The sequence below is a fragment of the Vibrio sp. MED222 genome (assembly GCF_000153005.1).
Classification (GTDB): domain Bacteria; phylum Pseudomonadota; class Gammaproteobacteria; order Enterobacterales; family Vibrionaceae; genus Vibrio; species Vibrio tasmaniensis_A.
Map to the genome: position 1 here is coordinate 433604 of NZ_CH902606.1, position 22259 is coordinate 455862.

Consider the following 22259-nt stretch of genomic DNA (forward strand, 5'->3'; position numbering starts at 1 on the left):
AGAAAGCAAAGACACGGATACAGAAAAAACCGAAAAACATTGGCGACTTGCTTTTGTTGTCGGAATGGTCGTGAGCGGCTGGTTATTGATTCCAACAGGCTACCAACTTCCGCAATTAGAAGAGATCAACTTCGCAGTGGTTATCATAGCCGGATTATTGGTGGGCTTCGGTACCAAGATGGCGAATGGCTGTACTAGCGGCCATGGCATTGTGGGGATGGCTCGTTTGTCCAAGCGCTCAATCATCGCTACTTGTGTATTCATGGGTGTGGCAATCGTAACTGTGTTGGCTAAGAACTTGATCGGTTTGGGGGCGTAATGAAAAACTCTTCACTTACTATCGTTATCGGTTTGGTCGCAGGTATTCTTTTTGGCTCAGGTATGATCATTTCAGGCATGGTTGACCCGAACAAAGTACTTGGGTTTTTAGATATTGCTGGCGACTGGGACATTAGCTTGGCATTCGTCATGGGTGGCGCGTTATTGGTCTTCGCTCCGTTTTATCACTTGGTCATTAAAAAGCGCGCTCAAGCCGTCAATGGCGAACCTTTAGATAGCAGTAATAATCCACTAATAGATAGAAAGTTGATCTTAGGTTCAACTGCTTTTGGTTTAGGCTGGGGGATTGCAGGCTTTTGCCCGGGCCCTGCAGTAACCAGCCTTAGTGGGGGTAACCCAACGGTATGGCTGTTCGTCTTAAGCATGCTGGTGGGAATGTGGTTGGCGGGTCGTACGAACAAAACCTGTTAGTAGCAAGCTTATCGCTGATTACATTGGCTTTGACGTTATTCGTTCTGAGCTGACCAAGCATAGAGGTTGACTCGCTTTTAGCAAAAAAGCCAGTCAGCCTCTTTCTATATCTACCGTTAGCTATGATCTGCCGTTATCTAAAATCTACTATTTAATAGTCATTGAAACTGGGCAATGGTCGCTAAGTTTGTAATCAAGCACATCTTGTGTTTAAAAGACCTTCTGTTTAGCAGGAGAGGCATCTAAGGATTTGCTCACTACAATATGATCAATCACAGAACGGAACTGGTGTGTGCGATGGTTATTGCGGTTAGAGCGTACCTTACAATCTGCTCGAGTTTTTCTTGTCGCCAACTGAGCATCGGCATTTTGAGTTAAGTCTTTCCACATCCAATCTCTGAGTAAGAAAGGTTATGGTTGAAATCGCCTAATATTGCGTAATCCTGACCTTGGCGTTCTCTTTGCTGTATCCATTTATTAAGTTGTTGCGCTTGGTCTTTGAGCCTTGAACAGTCACGGTTAGATTTATACGCGCCGCTGCAACCCGCCTTTAAATGCACAGACAACATGTGAATTGGTTTTGTATCCGTTTTCACAACCATATAACTGGCAAATCTAAGCTTGCTGTTAGCGCCCGATTCGAGAGGAAAGTCAGCGTAGTCGGTGAGTATGATTCCTTTACGAACCGCGAAGCCTGTGTATTGGTTTACTTCTTTGAACTGATGGTTGCTGTTTTCTGGTAATGCTCGGTCAGACATCAATATCTTGTATTGATCACCTGCGATGCGCTGAATGGCATTGATGTCATCGACTTCTTGGAAAGCCACCACATCCGAATTTAAGGATTGGAAATACTGTTCGAGCTTATCGAAATCCGCTTGATCACGTTGGTCAGAAAACTTATTCACAGCCTCATTGGTTGATAACCATTCGATATTCCAACTGGATATGGTTAAAGGTTCGCCAAATGCTTGGCTACTGAGCAAGCAGCCTAACATTATCCAGTTTTGAAGTCGTTTCATCCCAAATATCCCTAATTTTGGTGTGCAATATAGTTGAGCCGTTATCCTACAACACTTACCGAAAATTCAACTCTTTTTAGCAGTTTTTTTATTGTTACATTGTTTCTTTTCGACTTGAGATCTCACGTAATAATATTGGATTTATCTTGTTCGGCGTGCCTATTTTATTGATCCAAATCAATACTCAATGTTGGTGGTTCTCGTTAAATACGCCACAATATCTAGTGTTAGTTAAACGATAAATCGCTCTATAGTGTGTTTGTGGATAAGTCTGTGAATACCTCAAGAGTAAGGAGAAGTGGTGAAATCAATCGTAATCAAGCGTGATGGCTCAAGAGCTCCATTCAGTAGAGATCGCATCCAAGCTGCAGTGGAAGCAGCATCAGACAAAACCGATAAGGAAATTGCTATTTATGCTCTGAATGTGGCATTAGCAGTTGAGTTGAAGCTCGAAGACTACGATGAAGTTCATATCTCTGAAATTCAAACCATGGTCGAGAACGAGCTAATGCAGGGACCATACAAGTCTCTTGCTCGTGCCTACATTGAATATCGTCATGACCGTGACATCGCACGTGAAAAGCAAAGCGCTTTAACTCGCGAGATCGAAGGTCTGATCGAAGAAAGCAATGTTGATCTGATCAATGAGAATGCCAACAAAGATGGCAAAGTTATCCCAACTCAGCGTGATTTGCTAGCGGGTATCGTGGCTAAGCATTATGCAAAAACTCACATTTTGCCGCGTGATATCGTACAAGCTCACGAGTGTGGTGACATTCACTATCACGATTTAGACTACGCACCGTTCTTCCCAATGTTTAACTGTATGCTTATCGATCTTAAAGGCATGTTAACGCATGGCTTCAAGATGGGTAACGCGGAAATCGACACACCTAAATCGATCTCTACGGCGACAGCGGTAACTGCACAGATCATCGCGCAAGTGGCAAGCCACATATACGGCGGTACAACGATTAACCGTATCGACGAGGTTCTAGAACCGTACGTAATGGCGAGTTACGAGAAACACCTATCACTAGCGAAAGAATGGGACATTCACAGCCCAGAAGCTTTTGCTATATCTCGTACAGAGAAAGAGTGTTACGACGCTTTCCAGTCTTTGGAATACGAAGTAAACACGCTACACACGGCTAACGGACAAACACCATTCGTCACGTTTGGTTTCGGTCTTGGTGAAAGCTGGGGTTCAAAACTTATCCAGCAATCTATCTTGAAAAACCGCATCGCAGGTTTGGGTAAGAACCGCAAAACAGCCGTGTTCCCTAAACTGGTCTTTGCAATCAAAGATGGTTTGAACCACCAGAAGCAAGATCCAAACTACGATATCAAGCAATTAGCGCTTGAGTGTGCATCTAAGCGTATGTACCCAGACATTCTTAACTACGACAAAGTGGTAGAAGTGACAGGGTCATTTAAAACGCCTATGGGCTGCCGTAGCTTCTTGAATACTTACGAAGAAAACGGTGAGTTGATTCATGAAGGCCGTAACAACTTAGGTGTTGTTAGCTTGAACTTGCCACGTATTGCTATTAACGCAAAACAAGATATGGCTAAGTTCTACGAACTGCTTGATGAAAAATTGAAGCTAGCTCGTCGCGCTCTAGAAACTCGTATTTCTCGTCTAGAAAACGTGAAAGCGCGTGTTGCGCCAATCCTATACATGGAAGGCGCTTGTGGCGTTCGTTTGAAAGCAGACGATTCTATTGCCGATATCTTCAAGAATGGCCGTGCATCTGTTTCTCTTGGTTACATTGGCATCCATGAAGCGATGACAGCACTTTACGGCACAGACGTTCACCTGTATGACGATGGCGAAATGCGTGCTAAAGCGCTTGAGCTGGTGGAGTACATGAAGCGTGAAGTGGAATCTTGGACAAAAGAGACAGGTTACGCGTTCAGCTTATACGGCACACCAAGTGAAAACCTATGCAGCCGTTTCTGCAGCATCGATACCAAAGAGTTTGGTGTAATTGATGGTGTAACTGACCGTGGCTACTACACAAACAGCTTCCACTTAGACGTACAGAAGAAAGTGAACCCATACGACAAGATCGATTTCGAGATGCCTTATCCAGAAATCTCTAGCGGTGGTTTCATCTGTTACGGCGAATTCCCGAACATGCAGAAGAACATCGAAGCGCTAGAAAACGTATGGGACTACAGCTACACACGTGTTCCTTACTACGGCACCAACACGCCAATTGATGAGTGCTACGAATGTGGCTACAATGGTGAGTTCGACTGTACAAGTAAAGGCTTTACGTGTCCTAAGTGTGGTAACCATGACTCAACCAAAGTGTCGGTAACGCGCCGCGTTTGTGGTTACCTTGGTAGCCCAGATGCACGACCATTTAACTTCGGTAAGCAAGAAGAAGTTAAACGCCGCGTGAAGCACCTTTAGTAAGCTCTAAGATCATTAGCTATCTTACTAAGAAGAGCTACGTTTCAAGAAACAAGATTGGTATCGGCGCTATGTCGATACCAATTCTTTTATTTAAGATCTTACAGCATTTCGCTTCAAACTATTAAGCAATAACGAGTTTTCAATACTGCCTTATGAACTACCATCAATATCACCCAATCGACGTTGTAAACGGCCCAGGAACACGCTGCACTTTGTTTGTGTCGGGCTGTGTGCACCAGTGTCGCGGGTGTTATAACCAATCGACGCAAAGTTTGGACTCAGGGCACTTGTTCACTCAAGAACTGCAAGACCACATTATCGCTGATCTGAACGATCCGCGAATCAAGCGTCGTGGCTTGTCGCTTTCTGGTGGTGATCCTCTGCATCCTGCAAACGTATCTGAAGTGCTTCAGCTTGTTCAGCGTGTAAAAGCAGAGTGTGAAGGTAAAGACATCTGGGTGTGGACGGGTTACGAGCTCGACGAACTCGATGAAAATCAGAAGCAAGTGCTTGAATACGTCGATACTTTGATTGATGGTCGCTTTGAACAAGATAAAGCGGATCCAATGTTGGATTGGCGTGGTAGTTCAAACCAAATCATTCATCGATTTACTGACATATAACAGTTGTCGTGGCTTAGCACACTCGTAAAACGAAAAAGGGCGTCATGGTTAGCGCAATGCAACCAATCGGCCCTTGGGTGTGAGTTCTTTTCGTTTATTCGCTTAAACTACCATTCAAGCAACGACCTGATCTGGCTCTTCTATTAAGTTGTTGATCCATTTCTTAGAGTGAATCCGCTGGCTAGTTAAAGCTATCTTCGCTAGCTCTTCCAGCAGCACAATCATCAAAACCCATTCTAGCGGCCACCCCAACACCAGAGCAGTAAAGTAGGCGAGGGGAATACCAATGGCCCACTGGCCGAATATGTCGATGAAGATGCTGTAGTTGATGTCTCCACCACTTTTTAGCACTCCGCCTATACCAACCATATTGAAGACTCTTAGTACCATACCGAGTGCCATTACTAAGGTAACGTTAACGGCCGTATCTTTGAGCTCTAAGTGAGTAAGACCGATCATGTATACGATCGCGGGTTTGGCGATAAAGCACATTAACGCTAGTAAAGCAGCAAGCCCACAACTCACTAACACATAGCCCCAAGCTGTATTCTCGACACGTTGATAGTTCTTCGCACCGATCTCGTTACCTAGAATGATGGAAGCCGCAACCGCAAAACCCAAAAAAGCAGAGATCAAAATGCTTTCGACAGGCGATAGCAAGGAAATGATCGCAAGTTCTCCAACCCCCATTTGGCCAACAATAACGTTGTAAATAAGAATCCCGCCCGCCCACGCAGTGTCGTGAACCAACATAGGTATAGCCACCGTAAAGTACTTCTTTCTATGCTTCGGTAATAACGCATCTCGCCAATTGCTTAACGTCGGGAATAGGTGCGGGTAATGTTTTCTTGCCATAACAAGCAATGCAATGGTTTGAAAGAATCGAGATACTGTGGTGCCAATAGCCGCACCAACCACACCCAGTTCTGGAAACCCAAACAAGCCGAAGATCAATAGGGCATTGAGAATTGCATTGACGATGATTGCCCAGATACTGATTTTGGTGGGGAGCTTGGCTTCGCCCACAGAGCGAAGTGCACTCTCTAGCGGCACAACTACAGCGGTACCAATAAGGCTGGCTCCTGTTATCCAAAGGTAATCCGTTGCCAAGCGGACGTAATCAGGGTCTGAGGCCACCACAGACACGACTGATTCAGGAGCCAATGTATAGATGAACACAAAGGGAATGATGGCAAAGATCGAAAGTGCCCATGATTGCGCTAGTGTACGTCGAATTCCGTTGAAATCACCGGCACCAAAATATTGCGAAGCTAGCACGCTCACAGCTCCGCTAATCCCCGATACCATGATCAAGTTGAAGAAGAAGATACGGTTGCCAACACCAACAGCGGCGGTTGCAGAATCACCAAGCTGGTTGACCATAAAAATATCGACCACGCCTAGTAATGAAAACAACATGGTTTGCAGTGAGACAGGTAAACCAATGTGTAATAGTTTTTGCCAAAACTCTTTGTCCAAATGACGATATGTCGAGAGCATCGCATTTCCCCGGTAGTGATTATGCGAGAAGTTTATCGGCATTTGTTTTCGCTGTATTCTTCAGACTCATCACAAACTTTTGCCAAACTATCCACTTTGATAAGTTGGCCAATAGAATGAGTTAGCAGTGATATGAGTGATAAACAAGAAAGGTATGAGATCTCTGAAAAGACGCACCAAGAGTTTGTCGATCAAAGCCATGTTTTGGCATTTGAAGAGCTCGGTATCGTTCAATGTGGCACGGCGTCGTGTCGAGACTTCTTTTCGGTGTATCGTAAGAACCAACAAAAACACATGTTGCTGTATACCGTGAGAGGTAAGGGATGGCTCGAAAGCGAAGGGTGTCGCTACATTCTAGAACCAGGCTCTTGCATTACTGTTCCTGCAGGCGTTGAGAACGGTTTTGGTATTGAAGAAGAAACATGGCAGATCGCATGGATCTTTCTATCGCCTAATAAACAATGGGAAAATGTCGTCAGTGATGAAGTGAGTTATACGCTGTCTCCGGCGGCAGAAGTCGTCTCGTCGTGCATTCATACTCTGTTGAGAAGTATTGCCTTACCCATCGATTTGGGTGGAGCGATTGCGATTCACAGTGTAGCCCAAATAGAGTTCATGATTAATGCGCCAGTGCCTCAGCAACAGTCGCGCAATTTGATCCGCTTAAGACGCGTTTTCGATAATGTACAAAAGCAGCTCCATAAAGAATGGAACGTTCATGAACTCGCGAGCTTATTCCCGTGCTCTGAGCCACACTTCCATCGTTTGTGTCAGCGCTATTACTCGCACAGCCCTATGACTCATATCATGCGTATGAGAATGGAATACGCTGCACGGCTACTTAGATCGAGTGATTGGTCGATTCAACACATTGGTGAGATAGTCGGATATCCAAATGCCGCTAACTTTAGCACTCGGTTTAAAGCGTGGTCAGGAATGACACCAAGACAATTCAAACAAAGTGCACAATAGCGATCTTAATAGGGCGCATGGAAACATAAGTCACATAGAAGCATAAGATACCTAGAAATACAGCGCTTTGAATTGTGCAATTGGTTATTAGGTGTTTGAAATTCGCACTATTTATCCGTTTGAAATGACCAATCTCTGATTACTTCCAATTACTAATGGTAACTAAGCGCTTCTATTAAAAAATGTTTCTGATTTGTCTACGATAATGTTAACGTGAAACTCATACTTGAATTTCAAAGGGTTGTGACTTTCATGTTTTCACATCTACCAAAACCAACTTTAGATCCAATTCTATCTCTGTCTGTCGCTTACCGCGGCGATACTCGTACTGATAAAGTCGACTTAGGCATTGGCGTTTACAAAAACGACCAAGGTGAAACACCGATCATGAAAGCCGTCTCTAAGGCTCAAGATATCGTTGTTGAAACACAGAAAACCAAAGCTTATGTTGGCCTAGCAGGCTGTGAAGAGTTTAACCAAAGCATGGTTGATCTGTTGCTTAAAGGGACTTCTGCAATAGGTCGCGTTGCTGCGATTCAAACACCAGGTGCAAGTGGTGCACTTCGCATGTTGGGTGACTTGATGAAAGTCTCTCAACCAGACACAACGGTTTGGATTTCAAACCCAAGCTACGTTAACCACAAACCGGTGATGGAAGCAGCAGGCTTAAAAGTTAGATACTACAATTACTTCAGTCCTGAAACGAAGCAAGTTGATACGGCTAAAATGTTGGCCGACCTTTCAAAAGCGGGTCCATCAGACGTGGTACTTCTTCACGGTTGCTGTCATAACCCAACGGGTGCTGACATTGATTTTGAAGCGTGGCAGGAAATTACTAAGTTATCGCAAAAGAATGGTTTCTTACCGTTTGTTGATATTGCCTACCAAGGCTTTGGTGATGGCTTAGAAGAAGACGCAAAAGGTCTTCAACATATGGCGAACAACGTAGAAGAGATGTTGATTACGACGTCATGTTCGAAAAACTTCGGTTTGTACCGTGAAAGAACGGGTGCCGCGATTGTTATCGGTAAGAACAGCGAACACGTAGGCAATGCTAAAGGTAAGCTTCTGACACTGGCTCGTTCAACTTACACAATGCCGCCAGATCATGGTGCCGCGTTGGTTAAAACAATTCTTCAGAATCAAGAACTAACGACGATTTGGAAACAAGAGTTGAGTGAAATGCAGCAACGTTTGTTAAATCTACGCCAAAGTTTATGTAATGAATTGCGAAATACTTACAACACGTCACAATTTGACTTCATCGAAAGCCATAAAGGCATGTTTAGTGTACTAGGCTTTAAAGAAACTCAAATGAATCAACTACGTGAAGAATATGGAGTCTATGGTGTTGGTGATGGACGCATCAATATCGCAGGCCTTTCTGAATCCCATATTCCTTATGTGGCTAAAGCGATAGCCAACGTTTCAAAATAGAAGGTGACTGAATGTATAATTGGAAAGCGATTGTAGTTTTAATGCTAAGTGGTGGCCTGTTTGCTTGTTCGACAACTACTCAAGTTCCTGTCGAGCCAGAGCAAAAGCCTCAAGTAGAACAACCTGTTGTCGATGACTCTTCTAAGACTGACGCAACGGAAGGCGAAAAAGTAACGGAACCTACAGAGAAGCCTCAAGAAGTAAAACCAACGGAACCAGAAGCGAAACCAAAGCCTGAACAAAAACCGACTGCAAAACCAACCAAGACAAGTGACGGCAAACTGATTCTTGGTGAAGAGGAGTGGGTGTTTGTTCCTGGTCTTAAAGAAGCGTTTAAAGCACGAGTTGATACAGGTGCAACAACATCATCAATCAGTGCCGTTGATATTGTTGATTTCGAACGTGACGGTAAAGATTGGGTTAAGTTCAAAATTGAACATGACGGCATCACAACTGAAGAGATCAGCTTGCCGGTAGAGCGTTGGGTTAAGATCAAGCAGTCGAGCGCGGAAGGTACACAACGACGTGCTGTTGTTGTCGCTTCAATTCAAATCGGCGATCTAAAAGACAAGACTGAGTTTACGCTAGCAGATCGAACGCATCTTTCTTTCCCAATTCTGTTGGGGAGAAGCTTCTTTAGAGATGTTGCCGTTGTCGATGTTGGTCAAAAATACGTTCAGAAAAAAGTAACTAAATAGCGTCAATCGGTATTCATTCGAATTAGAGTCTGATGCTTTTATTGATGAGAAATGGAATCCCTACTAATGGAATTGGTGGGGATTTTTTCTTTTTATGATGTAATAAACGACGAAATACACTTTATTGTGCGTTGTTCTTCATTCGTTCACTGTTTAACCTCGACAATGTGATCCTGATCTCTATATAATCCGCGCTTCGTTTTATGTTTAATCCATACTTTCGTACTTCTTATTTTGGCTGATTGAAATAGCCAAATAATTATCTGTCAGTACACGCTTAGGAATTAGTTCTTTGATATCTACCGCGAACATCACAATGCAATTTGGCGCAGAGCCGCTCTTTGAAAACATCTCTGCTAAATTTGGTAACGGAAACCGTTATGGTTTGATCGGCGCCAATGGTTGCGGAAAATCAACGTTCATGAAAATCCTAAGTGGCGCATTGACGCCAAGTTCGGGCAACGTTTCGATCACTCCTGGAGAAAAACTGGGTGTGCTAAGCCAAGATCAGTTCGCTTTTGAACAGTACAGCGTTATCGATGTAGTAATCATGGGTGACAAAAAACTGTGGGAAGTAAAACAAGAACGTGACCGTATTTACTCTTTGCCAGAAATGAGCGAAGACGATGGTATGAAAGTCGCTGAGCTTGAAAGTGAATTCGCGGAAATGGATGGTTACACGGCAGAAAGCCGTGCTGGTGATATCCTAATTCAAGCGGGTATCGAAGAAGAGTTTCATTTCGGCCTAATGCAACAAGTTGCTCCGGGTTGGAAACTGCGTGTGCTATTGGCACAGGCACTGTTTGCAAACCCAGATATCCTGCTTCTTGATGAACCAACCAACAACTTGGACATTCACACGATTAACTGGCTTGCTGAAGAGCTAAACCAGCGTAAATGTACAATGATCATCATTTCGCACGATAGACACTTCCTTAACTCTGTATGTACGCATATGGCGGATATCGACTACGGCGAGCTACGTGTTTACCCGGGTAACTACGAGTACTTCTTAGAAGCGTCTGGTTTGATTCGAGATCAACTTCTAGCGAGCAATGCTAAGAAAGCGGCAGAGATCAGCGAACTGCAAGACTTCGTAAACCGTTTTGGTGCTAACGCATCTAAAGCAAAGCAAGCAAGTTCACGAGCTAAGAAAATGGACAAGATCACGCTTGATGAAGTGAAGTCATCAAGCCGTATGAGCCCATCCATTGATTTTGGTGAAGGCAAGAAACTGCACCGTCAAGCGCTTGAACTTCAAGACCTTGGTCACGGCTTCGATGGCGAAACACTGTTTACTGGTGGTAACTTGCTGCTTGAAGCGGGAACTCGTCTTGCCGTTATCGGTGAGAACGGTGTGGGTAAAACAACACTATTGAAATGCCTAGTTCAAGAGCTTGAGCAAAACGAAGGTATCGTTAAATGGTCTGAAAACGCATCAGTAGGCTACTGCCCACAAGATAGCACGTCTGACTTTGATAACGACCTGAGTATCTTCGATTGGATCTCACAATGGCGTACAGTGAAGCACGATGACCTTATGGTACGTGGTATTCTAGGTCGTCTATTGTTTACTGCTGATGATGCGAACAAGAAAGCGCGTAACTGTTCTGGTGGAGAGAAAAACCGTTTGTTATTCGGCAAGCTAATGATGCAAGACATCAACGTGCTTGTAATGGACGAGCCAACGAACCACATGGACATGGAAGCAATCCAAGCCCTGAACGACGCATTGAAGGTTTACACGGGGACGCTTATCTTTGTAAGCCATGACCGTGAGTTCGTTTCTTCGCTAGCAACACACATCATTGATGTAAAAGACCAACAATTAGTGAGCTTCCAAGGTACTTATGAAGAGTATTTGGATCATCAGAAAAAGATGCTGATGGTTAGCTTATAACAGTCTTAGTCGGTCTATAACCGTATTGGTTGACCTATAGTTGCATTAGTTATTTGCTAGCAGGTAAGCGTTTATTTGCTAACTATAATAAGAAACTAATGAGAATAAGAAAGCCCCCGAACACAATAGTGGTCGGGGGCTTTTTGTCATTCTGATGTTGGTTCTAATTTTAAACGCGGTTAAACAACATTGTTTAACCGCGCTCAAGAGCTAGAACGAATTATCCGTACGTCTAGTATTTAAACAATTGAACTTGAGTATTCAACTGTTGAGCAATACCGCGCAACTCTTCAGACAAGTGACGAGAGTTATCAGCCTCAGTAGACATGTTTTCTGATACATCATTAACCAACTGAATATTCTTACTGACTTCACCGGTAACCGATCTTTGCTCAGAAGCAGCATTCGAGATATGTGAAGCCATCTCTGAGATCTGTTGAATCGATGTCGCGATCTCTTCCAGTGCAATAGTCGCATTGTTTGCATCATCGACACTTGATTGCGCCAAGTCTTGGCTACGTTGCATTGATTCAACCGCACTGACGCTGTTTTTCTGAAGAGTCTCGATCATTTCGCGAATCTCGTCTGTAGAACTGTGAGTACGTTGAGAAAGAACACGAACTTCATCTGCCACAACCGCAAAACCGCGACCTTGTTCACCCGCACGTGCTGCTTCAATCGCTGCGTTTAAGGCCAATAGGTTAGTTTGTTCTGCAATATCAGAAATGGTTGATAGAATAGTGTTGATGTCTAACGCATTCTTCTCAACTTCTTGAATGATTCCTGAAGCGTTCTCAACTTGTTGAGCAAGACTAGTGATGGAATCTTGGTTACGAATGATGACTTGCTTACCTTGTTCACAATTCTCTGTTGAACTGATCGCTGAATCAGCCGTCATTTGCGCGTTGTTTGCTACTTCTTCTGCTGTTGCCGACATTTCATGTACGGCTGTAGCAATCTGAGAAATTTCGTGAAGTTGGACTGATAGACCTTCACTTGTTTGACGAGCGACATTAGTACTAATTTCAGATTGCTGATTAAGCTGGTTCGAAGAGCCCGCAATATCACGCACTATCTCTTGAAGTTTTGCTATGAACGCGTTGACGTGATGCGCTAGGGTGCCAATCTCGTCTTTACTATGAACAGTCATACGCTGTGTTAAGTCGCCGTCACCTTTGGACAATGCTTCCATTGCCGAGCTTAGTGTCGTTAATGGCGACAGTGCTTTCTTGATGATAAACATCGCAACAAATGCGATTACAGCAAGTTGTATTAGACCAAATATTACCGACTGACGAACTAATGAATAGTAAGAAGCAAAAGAGTGGTCTTTATCGATAACAACAGTGAAGTACCAGTCTGTATGAGGAACTTTCTGAGCAGAAAGAAGGGAGTCGGTATCTTTAATCTTTAGCTCTTCAAATTCTGGATTTTGCGCAAGTGATTTGATTTTCTGAGCAGAAAGGTTGTTTGAAATATTAGAAACAGGCTTTAGCGTTAGGCTACGGTCTCTATGGGCAACTATGTTACCTTTACCATCGACAAGAAAAGCGTAAACACCAGGTTGCTCAATACTTACAATATCATTGATGAGGGTGTTTAAGTTCAGGTCTGCACCAATAACGCCAGAGAACCCGTTGGTATTGAATGGGCTTGCAATTGTTACCACTAGGTCATTCGTAGCCACATCAACATAGGGTTCAGTGACGACTGTTTGACCTGCCGCCATAGGCGCTTTGTACCAATCTCGAGTACGTGGGTCGTAGTCTTGCGGTACTGGCAAATCACCACCTAGAAGAAAGCGACCGTCAGAAAGTCCTGCGTAGGCAATTTGGAACTTACCAGCACTCGTACTTTGAGTTAAATAGCTGGTTGGGTCATCCGTAAAAGTAAACGAATTTTTCGCTGCATTTACAACGTTGATTCGGCCTTCAATCCATTTTTCTATTCCCGATACCGTTGTATCAGTTAGTGTATTTGAATACTGCTGAATGGAACGATAGGTTTCGTTAAGAAGTTGCTTACCTGTTACATAAGTCTGAATCATAGTCATTGCGAAAATAATGACAACAAACATTAATGTTAATTTGTTCTTGATTGAAATATTGCTAACACCCATTTACGGTACTTCACTCTATTAGAAATTTGGAAGAGAGTAGCAGTACGCCGTATTACCGTAAAGATATTTTATTACTGATTTTTATCAATAAATGAATAGTATAAAAATGAGTTATAAACGGAAGTGACGAGAAAGGGTGATTTTCGAGGATTTTAAGCTAAATGTTTAGTTTTTAGTTGCAAAATCAGACATTAAGGCCAATAGGTCACGAGACTATTAGCCTTTAAGTTACCGTTTAAACAATCGAATTTAACATTTGCTCACTGATGGATCATAAGTGTTGAATAGACTTAAAAGCCAAATCGAGCTGACATTAAGAATTGGTGGCCGTAAGTACCGTTATTTCGAAGGTCAATACCTACTGAAAGCTGTTCTGTTGAGTGGAAGCGAGCCCCTACACCGACAATTGAACTCGTGTCGTCGCTGTCGACGAGTTGACCAAGGCGGGCGTTAACTTCAATGTTTGCCAGCAACCAAGCTCTTAAACCAATATTGATTTCAGTTTTAATGTGGTTACCATCATTACGTTCGATGTTGTGCAGTAACATCTGTCCAGTAATATCAGCCAACTGATTAATTGGGCCGTTGAACCCCATACCTACAGCCGCATCCCAATCCCCTTCAAATTCAGAATCGATTCGAGCAACAAAGTGTGAGTTTTGAGTGAACATTGTTGTGACTTCGCCACCAAATGTACTAGGGCTAATACCTGTGCGCAGCTCAAATGTATTGTAGTTAAAGTTGTTTGCATACGCAGAGAATGAACACAGTGTAACCAACCCCAAAAGGACCGTCTTGTTTGCGCTACCTAGCATGGTGACTCCATATTAATTATATTTTTCGGCATTATAATGCAAAAAAGCCTGCAATATGCAGGCCATTTGTTATAAATCATGTCTTTGAAGTCGACGGTACGGAGTTTGTATCTTACAAAACTTGAATATGATCTACTTCGATCTCTGGCGTTTTACCACCTTCGTATTCGCCAAATATACGAACTTTTGTATCTGCGGTGAGCGGTTGCGCTAGAAGGATATCGTCATCCAGTTCGATCTGAATTTCACTCTGACCATCAGAGAATACGAACGTATCGTTCTTTAGTTGACGAACAATCTTGCCATCTACGATTGCTTCTTGCTCTGCGAACATGCTGGTGTCTGCTAGTAGAGTCGCAACTGAAACGGTTTCAATCGGTCCCGTGTACGCAATAGCGCTCTGATGCTTGTGGTTACTGTCGCTATTGTTGTGATTACTGTTACTGTCGCTGTGATGATCACTAGCCATTGCGAAAGTAGGAGCGAGGATAATAGTAGATGCGATAGCTAATACAGTTTTTTTCATGGTGAATCCCTTAATGTTGTTTTTATTAGAAACGTTTCTTTTCGTGAGTGCGCTTATTTTGTTTGTAAGCTTCGTTTCGATGGAGCTATTAAACAACACTGGGGTTGAATCCAGAGTGAGTAACACATTCATTTTCCATTCATTTTATTGAGCATCTACACGACAATGACGTTAAGATGGAGGCAGAGAAATATTGCCCACAGCTATAAATTGAAAATTAAGAAATAAAGGATTTAAGTACAGATGCGATCACCGTTAAACGCCCTTATGGTTCAAGGGACAACGTCAGATGCCGGAAAAAGTGTTTTGGTGGCAGGTTTATGCCGTGTTTTGGCAAGGAAAGGCATCAAAGTGGCACCTTTTAAGCCTCAAAATATGGCGCTAAATAGCGCAGTGACAAAAGATGGTGGCGAAATTGGTCGTGCTCAAGCGGTTCAGGCACAAGCTTGTAATATTGAGCCTACCGTCCATATGAATCCTGTATTGCTAAAACCCAATTCAGATACGGGTGCGCAAGTGATTCTACAAGGAAGAGCACTGACGAATATGGAAGCGACCGGATATCACGACTACAAGAAAGTTGCGATGAATTCGGTTATCGATTCGTTTGATCGACTTTCTGAAGAATACCAAAGCGTGATGATTGAAGGTGCGGGCAGTCCCGCAGAGATAAATCTTCGAGAAAACGATATCGCGAACATGGGCTTTGCTGAAAAGGCAGACATCCCAGTGATCATCGTTGCTGATATTGATCGTGGCGGCGTTTTTGCACACCTCTACGGCACATTAGCTCTATTATCTGAATCTGAACAAGCGCGCGTAAAAGGCTTTGTGATAAACCGTTTTAGAGGCGATATTGCGTTACTTCAATCTGGTTTAGATTGGCTAGAAGAGAAAACAGGTAAGCCTGTGATAGGGGTTTTGCCTTATCTGCATGGTTTTAACTTAGAAGCGGAAGATGCCATTACCTCAGCCCAAGAGTCTGATGGAGAAGCTAAACTTAAGGTTGTAGTGCCAGTACTAACTCGAATCAGTAACCATACAGACTTTGACGCTCTGCGACTTAACCCGTCGATTGATTTACGTTACGTAGGCAAAGGCGAGCGCTTGAACAGCGCTGATTTGATTGTGTTGCCGGGAACAAAATCGGTAAGAGCCGATTTGGAATACCTAAAACAGCAAGGTTGGGACAAAGATATTCAGCGTCATCTTCGCTTGGGCGGGAAAGTGATGGGTATTTGTGGCGGTTATCAGATGCTAGGGAATATCATCCACGATCCAGATGGCGTTGAAGGGAAACCTGGAAGCAGTGAAGGGTTGGGGTATCTTGATACTGAAACGACACTAACACAGCAGAAAACTTTAACCAATGTGTGTGGAACCATGACACTTGATGGCAAAACAGCACAAGTAAAAGGGTATGAAATCCATGTAGGTAGGACTGATGTCAATGAAACGGTATTACCGGTTCAGTTAGAATCTGGCAGTGTTGATGGTGCTGTGAATCAAGATAACTCAATTTTTGGAACTTACCTGCATGGCGTATTCGATAACAGTGATGCATTGTCGCTTATTTGCGAATGGGCAGGCGCCAATGATGTGACAGCGATTGACCATGAACAGCTTAAAGAGTTGGGTATCAATCGAATCGCTGATGCCATCGAAGATCACTTGAATCTTGACCTGCTTTGGCCTGAATTAACAGCTTAGGCCGCAACTTAGAAGTTAGCTCAAGAATTTAAACGAACAATAGATTAAATGAGAATAATGAAAAAACGAGTCATCCTTTTAACTATCATCTTAGTTTCAGCACTGAGTTCTACTCATCTTTTGGCTGCTGAAAAACTACGAGTTTATGCTGCATCGTCTATGACGAACGCGGTTAACTTGTTGGTTGAAGAGTTTGAGAAAGATCATTCTGTCGATGTTATTCCAGTGTATGCGAGCACGTCGTCTTTAGTGCGCCAAATTGAACGAGGTGCGCCAGCAGACATTTTTATCTCGGCAAACGAAAAATGGATGACGCATTTAGTCGATCGCCAATTGGTTACTAGTGACAATGTCACAAACTTGTGCGAAAACGAACTCGTGTTAATTTCCCCGAAAGAGACGCCAATATCTTTGGACCTCTCAAGCGGTGACCAATGGGCTAAACTTCTAATGAATGAAAGACTTGCAGTTGGCAACACCATGTCGGTTCCTGCGGGTATCTATGCGAAAGAAGCGCTAGAAACGTTAGGTGTATGGGACGATGTGAAGACTCGATTGGCACCAAGTAACAATGTACGTATGGCATTGGCTTTGGTAGAGCGTAGTGAAGCTAAGCTTGGCATTGTTTACAAAACAGATGCATTGCTATCTAAAGAAGTGAACCTAGTGTCGACGTTCCCATCAGATTTACATACGTCAATACGTTACCCTGTAGCTAAATTGAGCGATAAAGTCGTCGCAGAACAGTTCTATACTTTCCTAAAGAGCGAAAAAGCGAAGGACACCTTGAACAGTTTTGGATTTGAAGTGCGTTAAATGATGTATCTATCGGAATACGAATACCAAGCCTTAATGCTGAGCTTGAAAGTCGCTGGTTTTGCCATCTTGTGGCTTATTCCAATCGGCATCGGCTTGGCATGGCTGCTTGCTAAGAAACAATTTGTGGGCAAAAGCATTGTAGAAAGTATTGTCCATTTGCCTTTGGTGCTTCCACCTGTGGTCATCGGTTATTTGCTGCTAGTGATGATGGGTAGACAAGGCGTTATTGGCTCTTGGCTTAATGACGTGTTTGGTATTGTATTCAGCTTTAGTTGGAAGGGCGCTGCTCTAGCGTGTGTGGTCGTAGCGTTGCCTCTGATGGTACGTTCTATACGACTGAGCTTAGAAACCGTAGACAGTAAACTTGAAGAGGCCGCAGCTACATTGGGCGCTTCACCGCTTCGTGTGTTCTTGACTATTACATTACCGCTGATGATCCCAGGGATCATTACTGGCACCATGCTTTCATTCGCAAGAAGTCTGGGTGAATTTGGTGCGACCATCAGCTTCGTTTCCAATATCCCTGGAGAAACTCAAACTATTCCTTTAGCCATGTATACCTTTATTGAAACCCCTGGAGCTGAAATGGAAGCGGCTCGTTTGTGTGTCATTTCTATTGTGATCGCACTGAGTTCACTGATGCTTTCTGAATGGCTCAACAAAAAGTCAGCAAAACGTTTGGGGGGTAACGCATGAGTCGCATGAGCACTTTGGTCCTCCAATATCAGCAACAGCTTGGTGAAACGTTTTTTGATATTGACTTAGAATTGCCAAGTACTGGTATTACGGCAATTTTCGGTCGTTCTGGTGCAGGTAAAACTTCACTTATCAATGCCATTAGTGGTCTCAAACAACCAGATAGTGGCTTGATCAGCGTATCTGGAACCATTCTGTTTGATAGTGAAAATGGCATCAACTTACCAACGCACAAACGCAACGTCGGCTATGTATTCCAAGAATCACGATTGTTCCCACACATGAAGGTAGCGGCGAATTTAAAATACGGCATGAAATGCGTCGATAACGCGCACTTTGAACAAATAGTCTCGCTGCTATCGTTGGGCTCGCTGCTTGATCGCTATCCAGCCCGCTTGTCTGGCGGTGAGAAGCAACGTGTTGCGATTGGCCGCGCACTGTTGTCTAAGCCCAGCATTCTATTGATGGATGAGCCATTGGCGTCTCTGGACTTACCTCGTAAGCGTGAAGTAATGCCGTTTCTGGAAAACTTATCTGAAACCGTTCAAATACCGATTATCTATGTCACTCATAGCCTCAATGAAATCTTACGCTTGGCAAATCATCTTGTGATCATTGAGCAAGGCAAAGTTATGTCATCGGGGATGACGGAAGAGGTATGGGCATCGAGAGCCATGCAACCGTGGCAATCTTTTTCAGAGCAAAGTTCGTTGTTTGAAGCGACATTAGCGGAACATAATGATGATTATGCGTTGTCACGTCTAACGTTAGGTAAATCAACGTCACTTTGGGTTCAAAAGGTGTCGAGCGAGCTTGGCACTACGGTAAGGCTGCAAGTGAGGGCAAATGATGTCTCTATCACGCTACAGCAGCCGCAAGGCACTTCGATACGTAATATCCTTCCTGTCACTATTAAAAGGGTAGAGACGCACCAGCAAGGCTCGAATAAGCAGAGTGTCGCTGTCGAGTTAGAACTTGAGGCCGGATGCTACCTATGGGCGACTATTACATTGTGGGCGCTGGATGAGCTGAATTTAGAAATTGGGCAACGTGTCTACGCACAAATTAAAGGCGTGAGTGTCGCGCAAAGAGATATTGCGATAACGCACTAAACTTATGCACTAAGTTCATGCAGCAAGCTCATGCGATAAGATATTCAGATCTAGCGGTAATACATTAAGGCCCCACGACGTACTTGGTTTCTGGTTTCATTTTAGAACGGGTAAAACTCGAACTTGATTCTGTGACTCGATCTTGATTCCATAAATGACTACATGCGTCATTTTTATACGGTATAACTGCCAGTTCTGCGTCATACTATATGAGTGTGTATGTATACTTTCGTGCGATGAGAAAAGTTAGAATTCTAAGAGCCACAATGAGAATCCCTGCACTAACAAGAACCCAGACGTTACATTCGAATAATAGAAGAAGCGAGCAGAAAAAGAACGTATAGAAAAAGCTGCAGGTACAAAAAAGCCGCATGTTTTAAATAACATACGGCTTAATCATTAAGTTTTCGTTAAGCATTCAACCTAAATTTAGGTGCTCTGAATGGCTTAGCGGATGAAAACTTCTTTGAAATCACGCTTCAAGATAGCATCACGGCGCGCTTTCTTGATTTGCTTAGCCATGTCTTTTACACAGTTATGTAAAATTTGGTCAAGCAGTTGAGCTCGGTACTCTTCTTTTTCTTCATCAGACATGCCTTCTGGAAGTTTAAGAGTAGGAAACTCCTCCATCATGTTTACACCAGCGAAAGCTTGGCTAACAGAGATTAGAGCGTGGAATTGCTCAAAGTTGTCCAAAACATTTTGTGCGCTTGCTGGAAGGCTGCTCCAAGTTTCACGCACTGCTTCTTCAGACACCTCATGAATAGAAGTAACCATGTTGTGCATCTCTTTAGGCACTTCATCAAATTCGATAACTTGGCGAAGCTCTGGTGAGATAGTGGTTAAATCGATTTCTTGTACTTCGTTGTTTGTAGCGTCTGACATAGTATTTCTCTTTAAAAAGAAACAATGCTAAAAAGATCTGTAAAAAAGTCAATATAATATAGAGATTAGGGCATGATTTAAGCCCAAATTTGAGCTACTTTGAATATTCAACACTAGATAAAGGTGATGTGATGATAGAAAAGGGATCTTCGATGCGCATATTGCTGGTTGATGACGTTCAACTGGATAGGATGCAACTCGCTATTCGACTCAAGCAACTGGGTCACGTTGTAGAAGCTGTTGGTAGCGGAAAAGAAGCCCTGAATGTTTATTCTGATTTTGATCCTGAACTCGTGTTACTGGATATCAGCATGCCAGACATGGATGGTTTTGAGGTCGCTAACGAAGTTCGTCGGCAATTCCCAGAATGGGTTCCGATCATCTTTTTGAGCGGTCATGAAGAGCCTGAAATGATCGCAAAAGCGATTGATGCCGGCGGCGATGACTATTTGATCAAACCAGTAAACAAAGTTGTTTTGAACTCTAAGTTGATTGCGATGCAGCGTATTGCGCACATGAGACGAGAGTTAAAACAGAGTACCGCCAAACTCGAAGAACTGAATATTTTACTGCAACAACAAGCCAACGAAGACGGCCTAACCAAATTATACAACCGTCGATATATGGATACTAAGCTTGAAGAGAGCATTGCGTGGCACGGACGACGTAATATATCCATGACCGTCATACTACTCGATGTTGACTTCTTTAAGCCTTACAACGATAACTATGGCCACATTCAAGGGGATAAGTGCCTGCAAGGGCTTGCCAATACTTTGAAAGAGCTCTTTGTTCGAGCTGGAGAGTTTGTTGGACGTTACGGCGGTGAAGAGTTCGTCATCATTCTGAGTGATACCGACAGCTCCGCGGCTAATTTACAGGCCAATCGTGTAAAAGAAGCACTGCATCAAATGAACTACGTCCACGACTACTCAGCAGTGTCTGACAGGGTGACAGCGTCACAAGGTGTGTTGTCATTCATCCCTGAAGGTGGTGAAGCTATCGCTTCTATTTACGAAAAGGTTGACCAAGCACTGTATCAGGCCAAGCAAAGTGGAAGAAATACCTACATACAACGCGATATTATGGAGCTTGAGCAATAGTTGACGAGCTTCGGTAGTAACCTGAATTATACTTCTAGTAGCTTATAAGCTAGGAAGTGACTTAAGTGATAAAAGAAATGCAGCATTCCAAGTCATTCGTCATGACTAACTCAAACAAAGGTCTTGTATTAACTCTGTTTGTTTCCGTGTGTCCAACAGCTGTTAACGCAGCTTCGCTCTCTGAATTGGTCAGAAAAGACATTGAACAAACCTTCGCAACGAGTGTTTTGCTCAATGATACGGATGTGTTTACCTTTGGCATAAATAATTTTGATCCCAACAAAGTCTTTAGTTTGGACAATGAAGATATTGGCTCTAATGACTCAGTAAGTCGCCGACAAAATATCGCTTCCCTCAGCCTTCCTTATACCTTTGAAGTGCCAAGTTATATTGAAGACAACCATCAAGAAGTAACACTTCGTTTATCTGCGTTGCGGATAGAGAAGGATGTTCAATATGCCAGTTCAACGATAAGCGACTTTCAAAAAGAGTCTGTTGTTTCTGGTTACGTTGAGTATGCAAACGTATCCCTGTTGAACGAATACTGGAGTTTTAGTTCTGCAATTGGTAACCATATTTCCTATTATCGAAACGATTTTGAATATCGTTCTTCGTTGCTTGCACCAATTCAAGGTCAGCTGGATGGTCTTTATCTGAACACGGATGCTTGGGCATACATAATAGAGCCTAAGATAAAGTTGATGTTTGAAGATAAGAATGACTGGGGTGAATATAAACTCAGTACCAGTTGGCATTACTTTAATGGTATAGGTTGGGGAGAAGCCAATAACGGTAATATTGGTCACCCAGAAGGTTGGTACATAGCAAATGAAGCTAAGATCTTCTATGACTTAGTTCGTTGGGACAAAAACATCACATCCATGTATTCGAGTATAAGAAGAATAGATATTGGTGGTGATACTGTCGCGTCTATGGGCACTACAGCTTACTACGAAGGTAGTGTAGGTTGGTTGCTTAACCCAAATCTGTTTAATGACTGGGTCGACAATGTAGGAATAGGGTTTACTATCAATTACGGAAGTAGTTTGAAAGGAGGGAGCTTAGTCATCTTCTTTAACCAAGACTAGTCTAAGCACCAACGCTTTCGATGTTCACACCGTTAAATTACGATGTTCAGAGCTTTACA

19 protein-coding genes and 1 pseudogene are annotated in these 22259 nt (G+C 43.2%); 14 read left to right on the forward strand and 6 right to left on the reverse strand.

Annotation, left to right across the window (positions count from 1 at the left end):
* The coding region (locus MED222_RS19590; RefSeq protein ID WP_009845335.1) for a YeeE/YedE family protein at positions 1 to 319 on the forward strand (319 nt) is incomplete at its 5' end.
* Positions 319 to 750, forward strand: a complete 432-nt coding sequence (locus MED222_RS19585) for a YeeE/YedE family protein (protein WP_009845336.1) — start codon at positions 319 to 321, stop codon at positions 748 to 750. The genes MED222_RS19590 and MED222_RS19585, both read left to right, overlap by 1 nt.
* A 147-nt stretch (positions 751 to 897) precedes the next feature.
* Here MED222_RS19585 and MED222_RS21350 read toward each other — a convergent pair.
* Positions 898 to 1772: pseudogene (locus tag MED222_RS21350) on the reverse strand (endonuclease/exonuclease/phosphatase family protein).
* Between the two features lie 301 nt (positions 1773 to 2073).
* On the opposite strand from MED222_RS21350, the gene nrdD reads away from it, so the two are divergent.
* A complete protein-coding gene (gene nrdD, locus MED222_RS19580; protein ID WP_009845338.1) occupies positions 2074 to 4194 on the forward strand; it encodes an anaerobic ribonucleoside-triphosphate reductase in 2121 nt (706 codons plus the stop codon).
* 155 nt (positions 4195 to 4349) lie between these two features.
* The gene (gene nrdG, locus MED222_RS19575) at positions 4350 to 4820 is read left to right on the forward strand and encodes an anaerobic ribonucleoside-triphosphate reductase-activating protein (protein WP_009845339.1); all 471 of its coding nucleotides are present in this window, start codon (positions 4350 to 4352) and stop codon (positions 4818 to 4820) included.
* A 114-nt stretch (positions 4821 to 4934) separates the two neighbouring features.
* Here the strand turns inward: nrdG and MED222_RS19570 are convergent, their stop codons facing one another.
* A complete protein-coding gene (locus tag MED222_RS19570) occupies positions 4935 to 6362 on the reverse strand; it encodes an MATE family efflux transporter (RefSeq protein ID WP_032555048.1) in 1428 nt (475 codons plus the stop codon).
* 90 nt (positions 6363 to 6452) lie between these two features.
* On the opposite strand from MED222_RS19570, the gene MED222_RS19565 reads away from it, so the two are divergent.
* The 4 genes from MED222_RS19565 to MED222_RS19550 all read left to right on the forward strand — a co-directional run bounded on the left by MED222_RS19565 (position 6453) and on the right by MED222_RS19550 (position 11327).
* The gene (locus MED222_RS19565) at positions 6453 to 7292 is read left to right on the forward strand and encodes an AraC family transcriptional regulator (RefSeq protein WP_009845342.1); all 840 of its coding nucleotides are present in this window, start codon (positions 6453 to 6455) and stop codon (positions 7290 to 7292) included.
* 252 nt (positions 7293 to 7544) lie between these two features.
* Positions 7545 to 8729, forward strand: coding sequence for an amino acid aminotransferase (locus MED222_RS19560; RefSeq protein ID WP_009845343.1), 1185 nt, complete (start codon positions 7545 to 7547; stop codon positions 8727 to 8729).
* An 11-nt stretch (positions 8730 to 8740) separates the two neighbouring features.
* Positions 8741 to 9427 (forward strand): putative ATP-dependent zinc protease, encoded by a 687-nt coding sequence (locus MED222_RS19555; protein WP_009845344.1) that lies wholly within the window; start codon positions 8741 to 8743, stop codon positions 9425 to 9427.
* Positions 9428 to 9719: 292 nt separating this feature from the next.
* Entirely contained in the window at positions 9720 to 11327 is a 1608-nt protein-coding gene (locus MED222_RS19550) for an ABC-F family ATPase (protein WP_081326743.1), read from the forward strand.
* 232 nt (positions 11328 to 11559) lie between these two features.
* On the opposite strand, the gene MED222_RS19545 is transcribed toward MED222_RS19550, so the two are convergent.
* The 3 genes from MED222_RS19545 to MED222_RS21355 all read right to left on the reverse strand — a co-directional run bounded on the left by MED222_RS19545 (position 11560) and on the right by MED222_RS21355 (position 14787).
* Entirely contained in the window at positions 11560 to 13446 is a 1887-nt protein-coding gene (locus MED222_RS19545) for a methyl-accepting chemotaxis protein (protein ID WP_009845347.1), read from the reverse strand.
* Between the two features lie 290 nt (positions 13447 to 13736).
* Positions 13737 to 14261 (reverse strand): hypothetical protein, encoded by a 525-nt coding sequence (locus tag MED222_RS19540; protein ID WP_009845348.1) that lies wholly within the window; start codon positions 14259 to 14261, stop codon positions 13737 to 13739.
* A 112-nt stretch (positions 14262 to 14373) separates the two neighbouring features.
* Positions 14374 to 14787 carry a YgiW/YdeI family stress tolerance OB fold protein gene (locus MED222_RS21355; protein WP_012600619.1) on the reverse strand — a complete coding sequence of 138 codons (414 nt, stop codon included), beginning with the start codon at positions 14785 to 14787 and terminating at the stop codon, positions 14374 to 14376.
* A 243-nt stretch (positions 14788 to 15030) separates the two neighbouring features.
* On the opposite strand from MED222_RS21355, the gene MED222_RS19535 reads away from it, so the two are divergent.
* Genes MED222_RS19535 through modC form a run of 4 tightly spaced genes read left to right on the forward strand, consistent with a single transcriptional unit; the run spans position 15031 to position 19124 of the window.
* A complete protein-coding gene (locus MED222_RS19535) occupies positions 15031 to 16497 on the forward strand; it encodes a cobyric acid synthase (protein WP_009845350.1) in 1467 nt (488 codons plus the stop codon).
* Between the two features lie 57 nt (positions 16498 to 16554).
* Positions 16555 to 17313: a molybdate ABC transporter substrate-binding protein gene (gene modA, locus MED222_RS19530; RefSeq protein WP_009845351.1), complete on the forward strand. Its 759-nt coding sequence runs from the start codon at positions 16555 to 16557 to the stop codon at positions 17311 to 17313.
* Positions 17314 to 18012, forward strand: coding sequence for a molybdate ABC transporter permease subunit (gene modB / locus MED222_RS19525; protein WP_009845352.1), 699 nt, complete (start codon positions 17314 to 17316; stop codon positions 18010 to 18012).
* A gap of 5 nt (positions 18013 to 18017) precedes the next feature.
* Positions 18018 to 19124 (forward strand): molybdenum ABC transporter ATP-binding protein ModC, encoded by a 1107-nt coding sequence (gene modC, locus MED222_RS19520; RefSeq protein WP_032555134.1) that lies wholly within the window; start codon positions 18018 to 18020, stop codon positions 19122 to 19124.
* A gap of 447 nt (positions 19125 to 19571) precedes the next feature.
* Here the strand turns inward: modC and MED222_RS19515 are convergent, their stop codons facing one another.
* The gene (locus MED222_RS19515; protein WP_004731036.1) at positions 19572 to 20009 is read right to left on the reverse strand and encodes a DUF3069 domain-containing protein; all 438 of its coding nucleotides are present in this window, start codon (positions 20007 to 20009) and stop codon (positions 19572 to 19574) included.
* Between the two features lie 131 nt (positions 20010 to 20140).
* Between MED222_RS19515 and MED222_RS19510 the strand changes: the two genes are divergently transcribed.
* The gene (locus MED222_RS19510; protein WP_198135326.1) at positions 20141 to 21112 is read left to right on the forward strand and encodes a diguanylate cyclase; all 972 of its coding nucleotides are present in this window, start codon (positions 20141 to 20143) and stop codon (positions 21110 to 21112) included.
* A 77-nt stretch (positions 21113 to 21189) separates the two neighbouring features.
* Positions 21190 to 22200 (forward strand): Solitary outer membrane autotransporter beta-barrel domain, encoded by a 1011-nt coding sequence (locus tag MED222_RS19505; RefSeq protein WP_032555049.1) that lies wholly within the window; start codon positions 21190 to 21192, stop codon positions 22198 to 22200.
* The last annotated feature ends 59 nt before the right edge of the window (positions 22201 to 22259 follow it).

Coding starts and splice junctions, on each gene's coding strand:
- MED222_RS19555 (WP_009845344.1), top strand. CDS start 8,741: ATGTATAATTGGAAAGCGATTGTAGTTTTAATGCTAAGTGGTGGCCTG.
- MED222_RS21355 (WP_012600619.1), bottom strand. CDS start 14,787: ATGAAAAAAACTGTATTAGCTATCGCATCTACTATTATCCTCGCTCCT.
- MED222_RS19585 (WP_009845336.1), top strand. CDS start 319: ATGAAAAACTCTTCACTTACTATCGTTATCGGTTTGGTCGCAGGTATT.
- modB (WP_009845352.1), top strand. CDS start 17,314: ATGATGTATCTATCGGAATACGAATACCAAGCCTTAATGCTGAGCTTG.
- modA (WP_009845351.1), top strand. CDS start 16,555: ATGAAAAAACGAGTCATCCTTTTAACTATCATCTTAGTTTCAGCACTG.
- MED222_RS19565 (WP_009845342.1), top strand. CDS start 6,453: ATGAGTGATAAACAAGAAAGGTATGAGATCTCTGAAAAGACGCACCAA.
- MED222_RS19560 (WP_009845343.1), top strand. CDS start 7,545: ATGTTTTCACATCTACCAAAACCAACTTTAGATCCAATTCTATCTCTG.
- MED222_RS19545 (WP_009845347.1), bottom strand. CDS start 13,446: ATGGGTGTTAGCAATATTTCAATCAAGAACAAATTAACATTAATGTTT.
- MED222_RS19515 (WP_004731036.1), bottom strand. CDS start 20,009: ATGTCAGACGCTACAAACAACGAAGTACAAGAAATCGATTTAACCACT.
- MED222_RS19535 (WP_009845350.1), top strand. CDS start 15,031: ATGCGATCACCGTTAAACGCCCTTATGGTTCAAGGGACAACGTCAGAT.
- MED222_RS19570 (WP_032555048.1), bottom strand. CDS start 6,362: ATGCCGATAAACTTCTCGCATAATCACTACCGGGGAAATGCGATGCTC.
- nrdG (WP_009845339.1), top strand. CDS start 4,350: ATGAACTACCATCAATATCACCCAATCGACGTTGTAAACGGCCCAGGA.
- modC (WP_032555134.1), top strand. CDS start 18,018: ATGAGCACTTTGGTCCTCCAATATCAGCAACAGCTTGGTGAAACGTTT.
- MED222_RS19510 (WP_198135326.1), top strand. CDS start 20,141: ATGATAGAAAAGGGATCTTCGATGCGCATATTGCTGGTTGATGACGTT.
- MED222_RS19505 (WP_032555049.1), top strand. CDS start 21,190: ATGCAGCATTCCAAGTCATTCGTCATGACTAACTCAAACAAAGGTCTT.
- MED222_RS19540 (WP_009845348.1), bottom strand. CDS start 14,261: ATGCTAGGTAGCGCAAACAAGACGGTCCTTTTGGGGTTGGTTACACTG.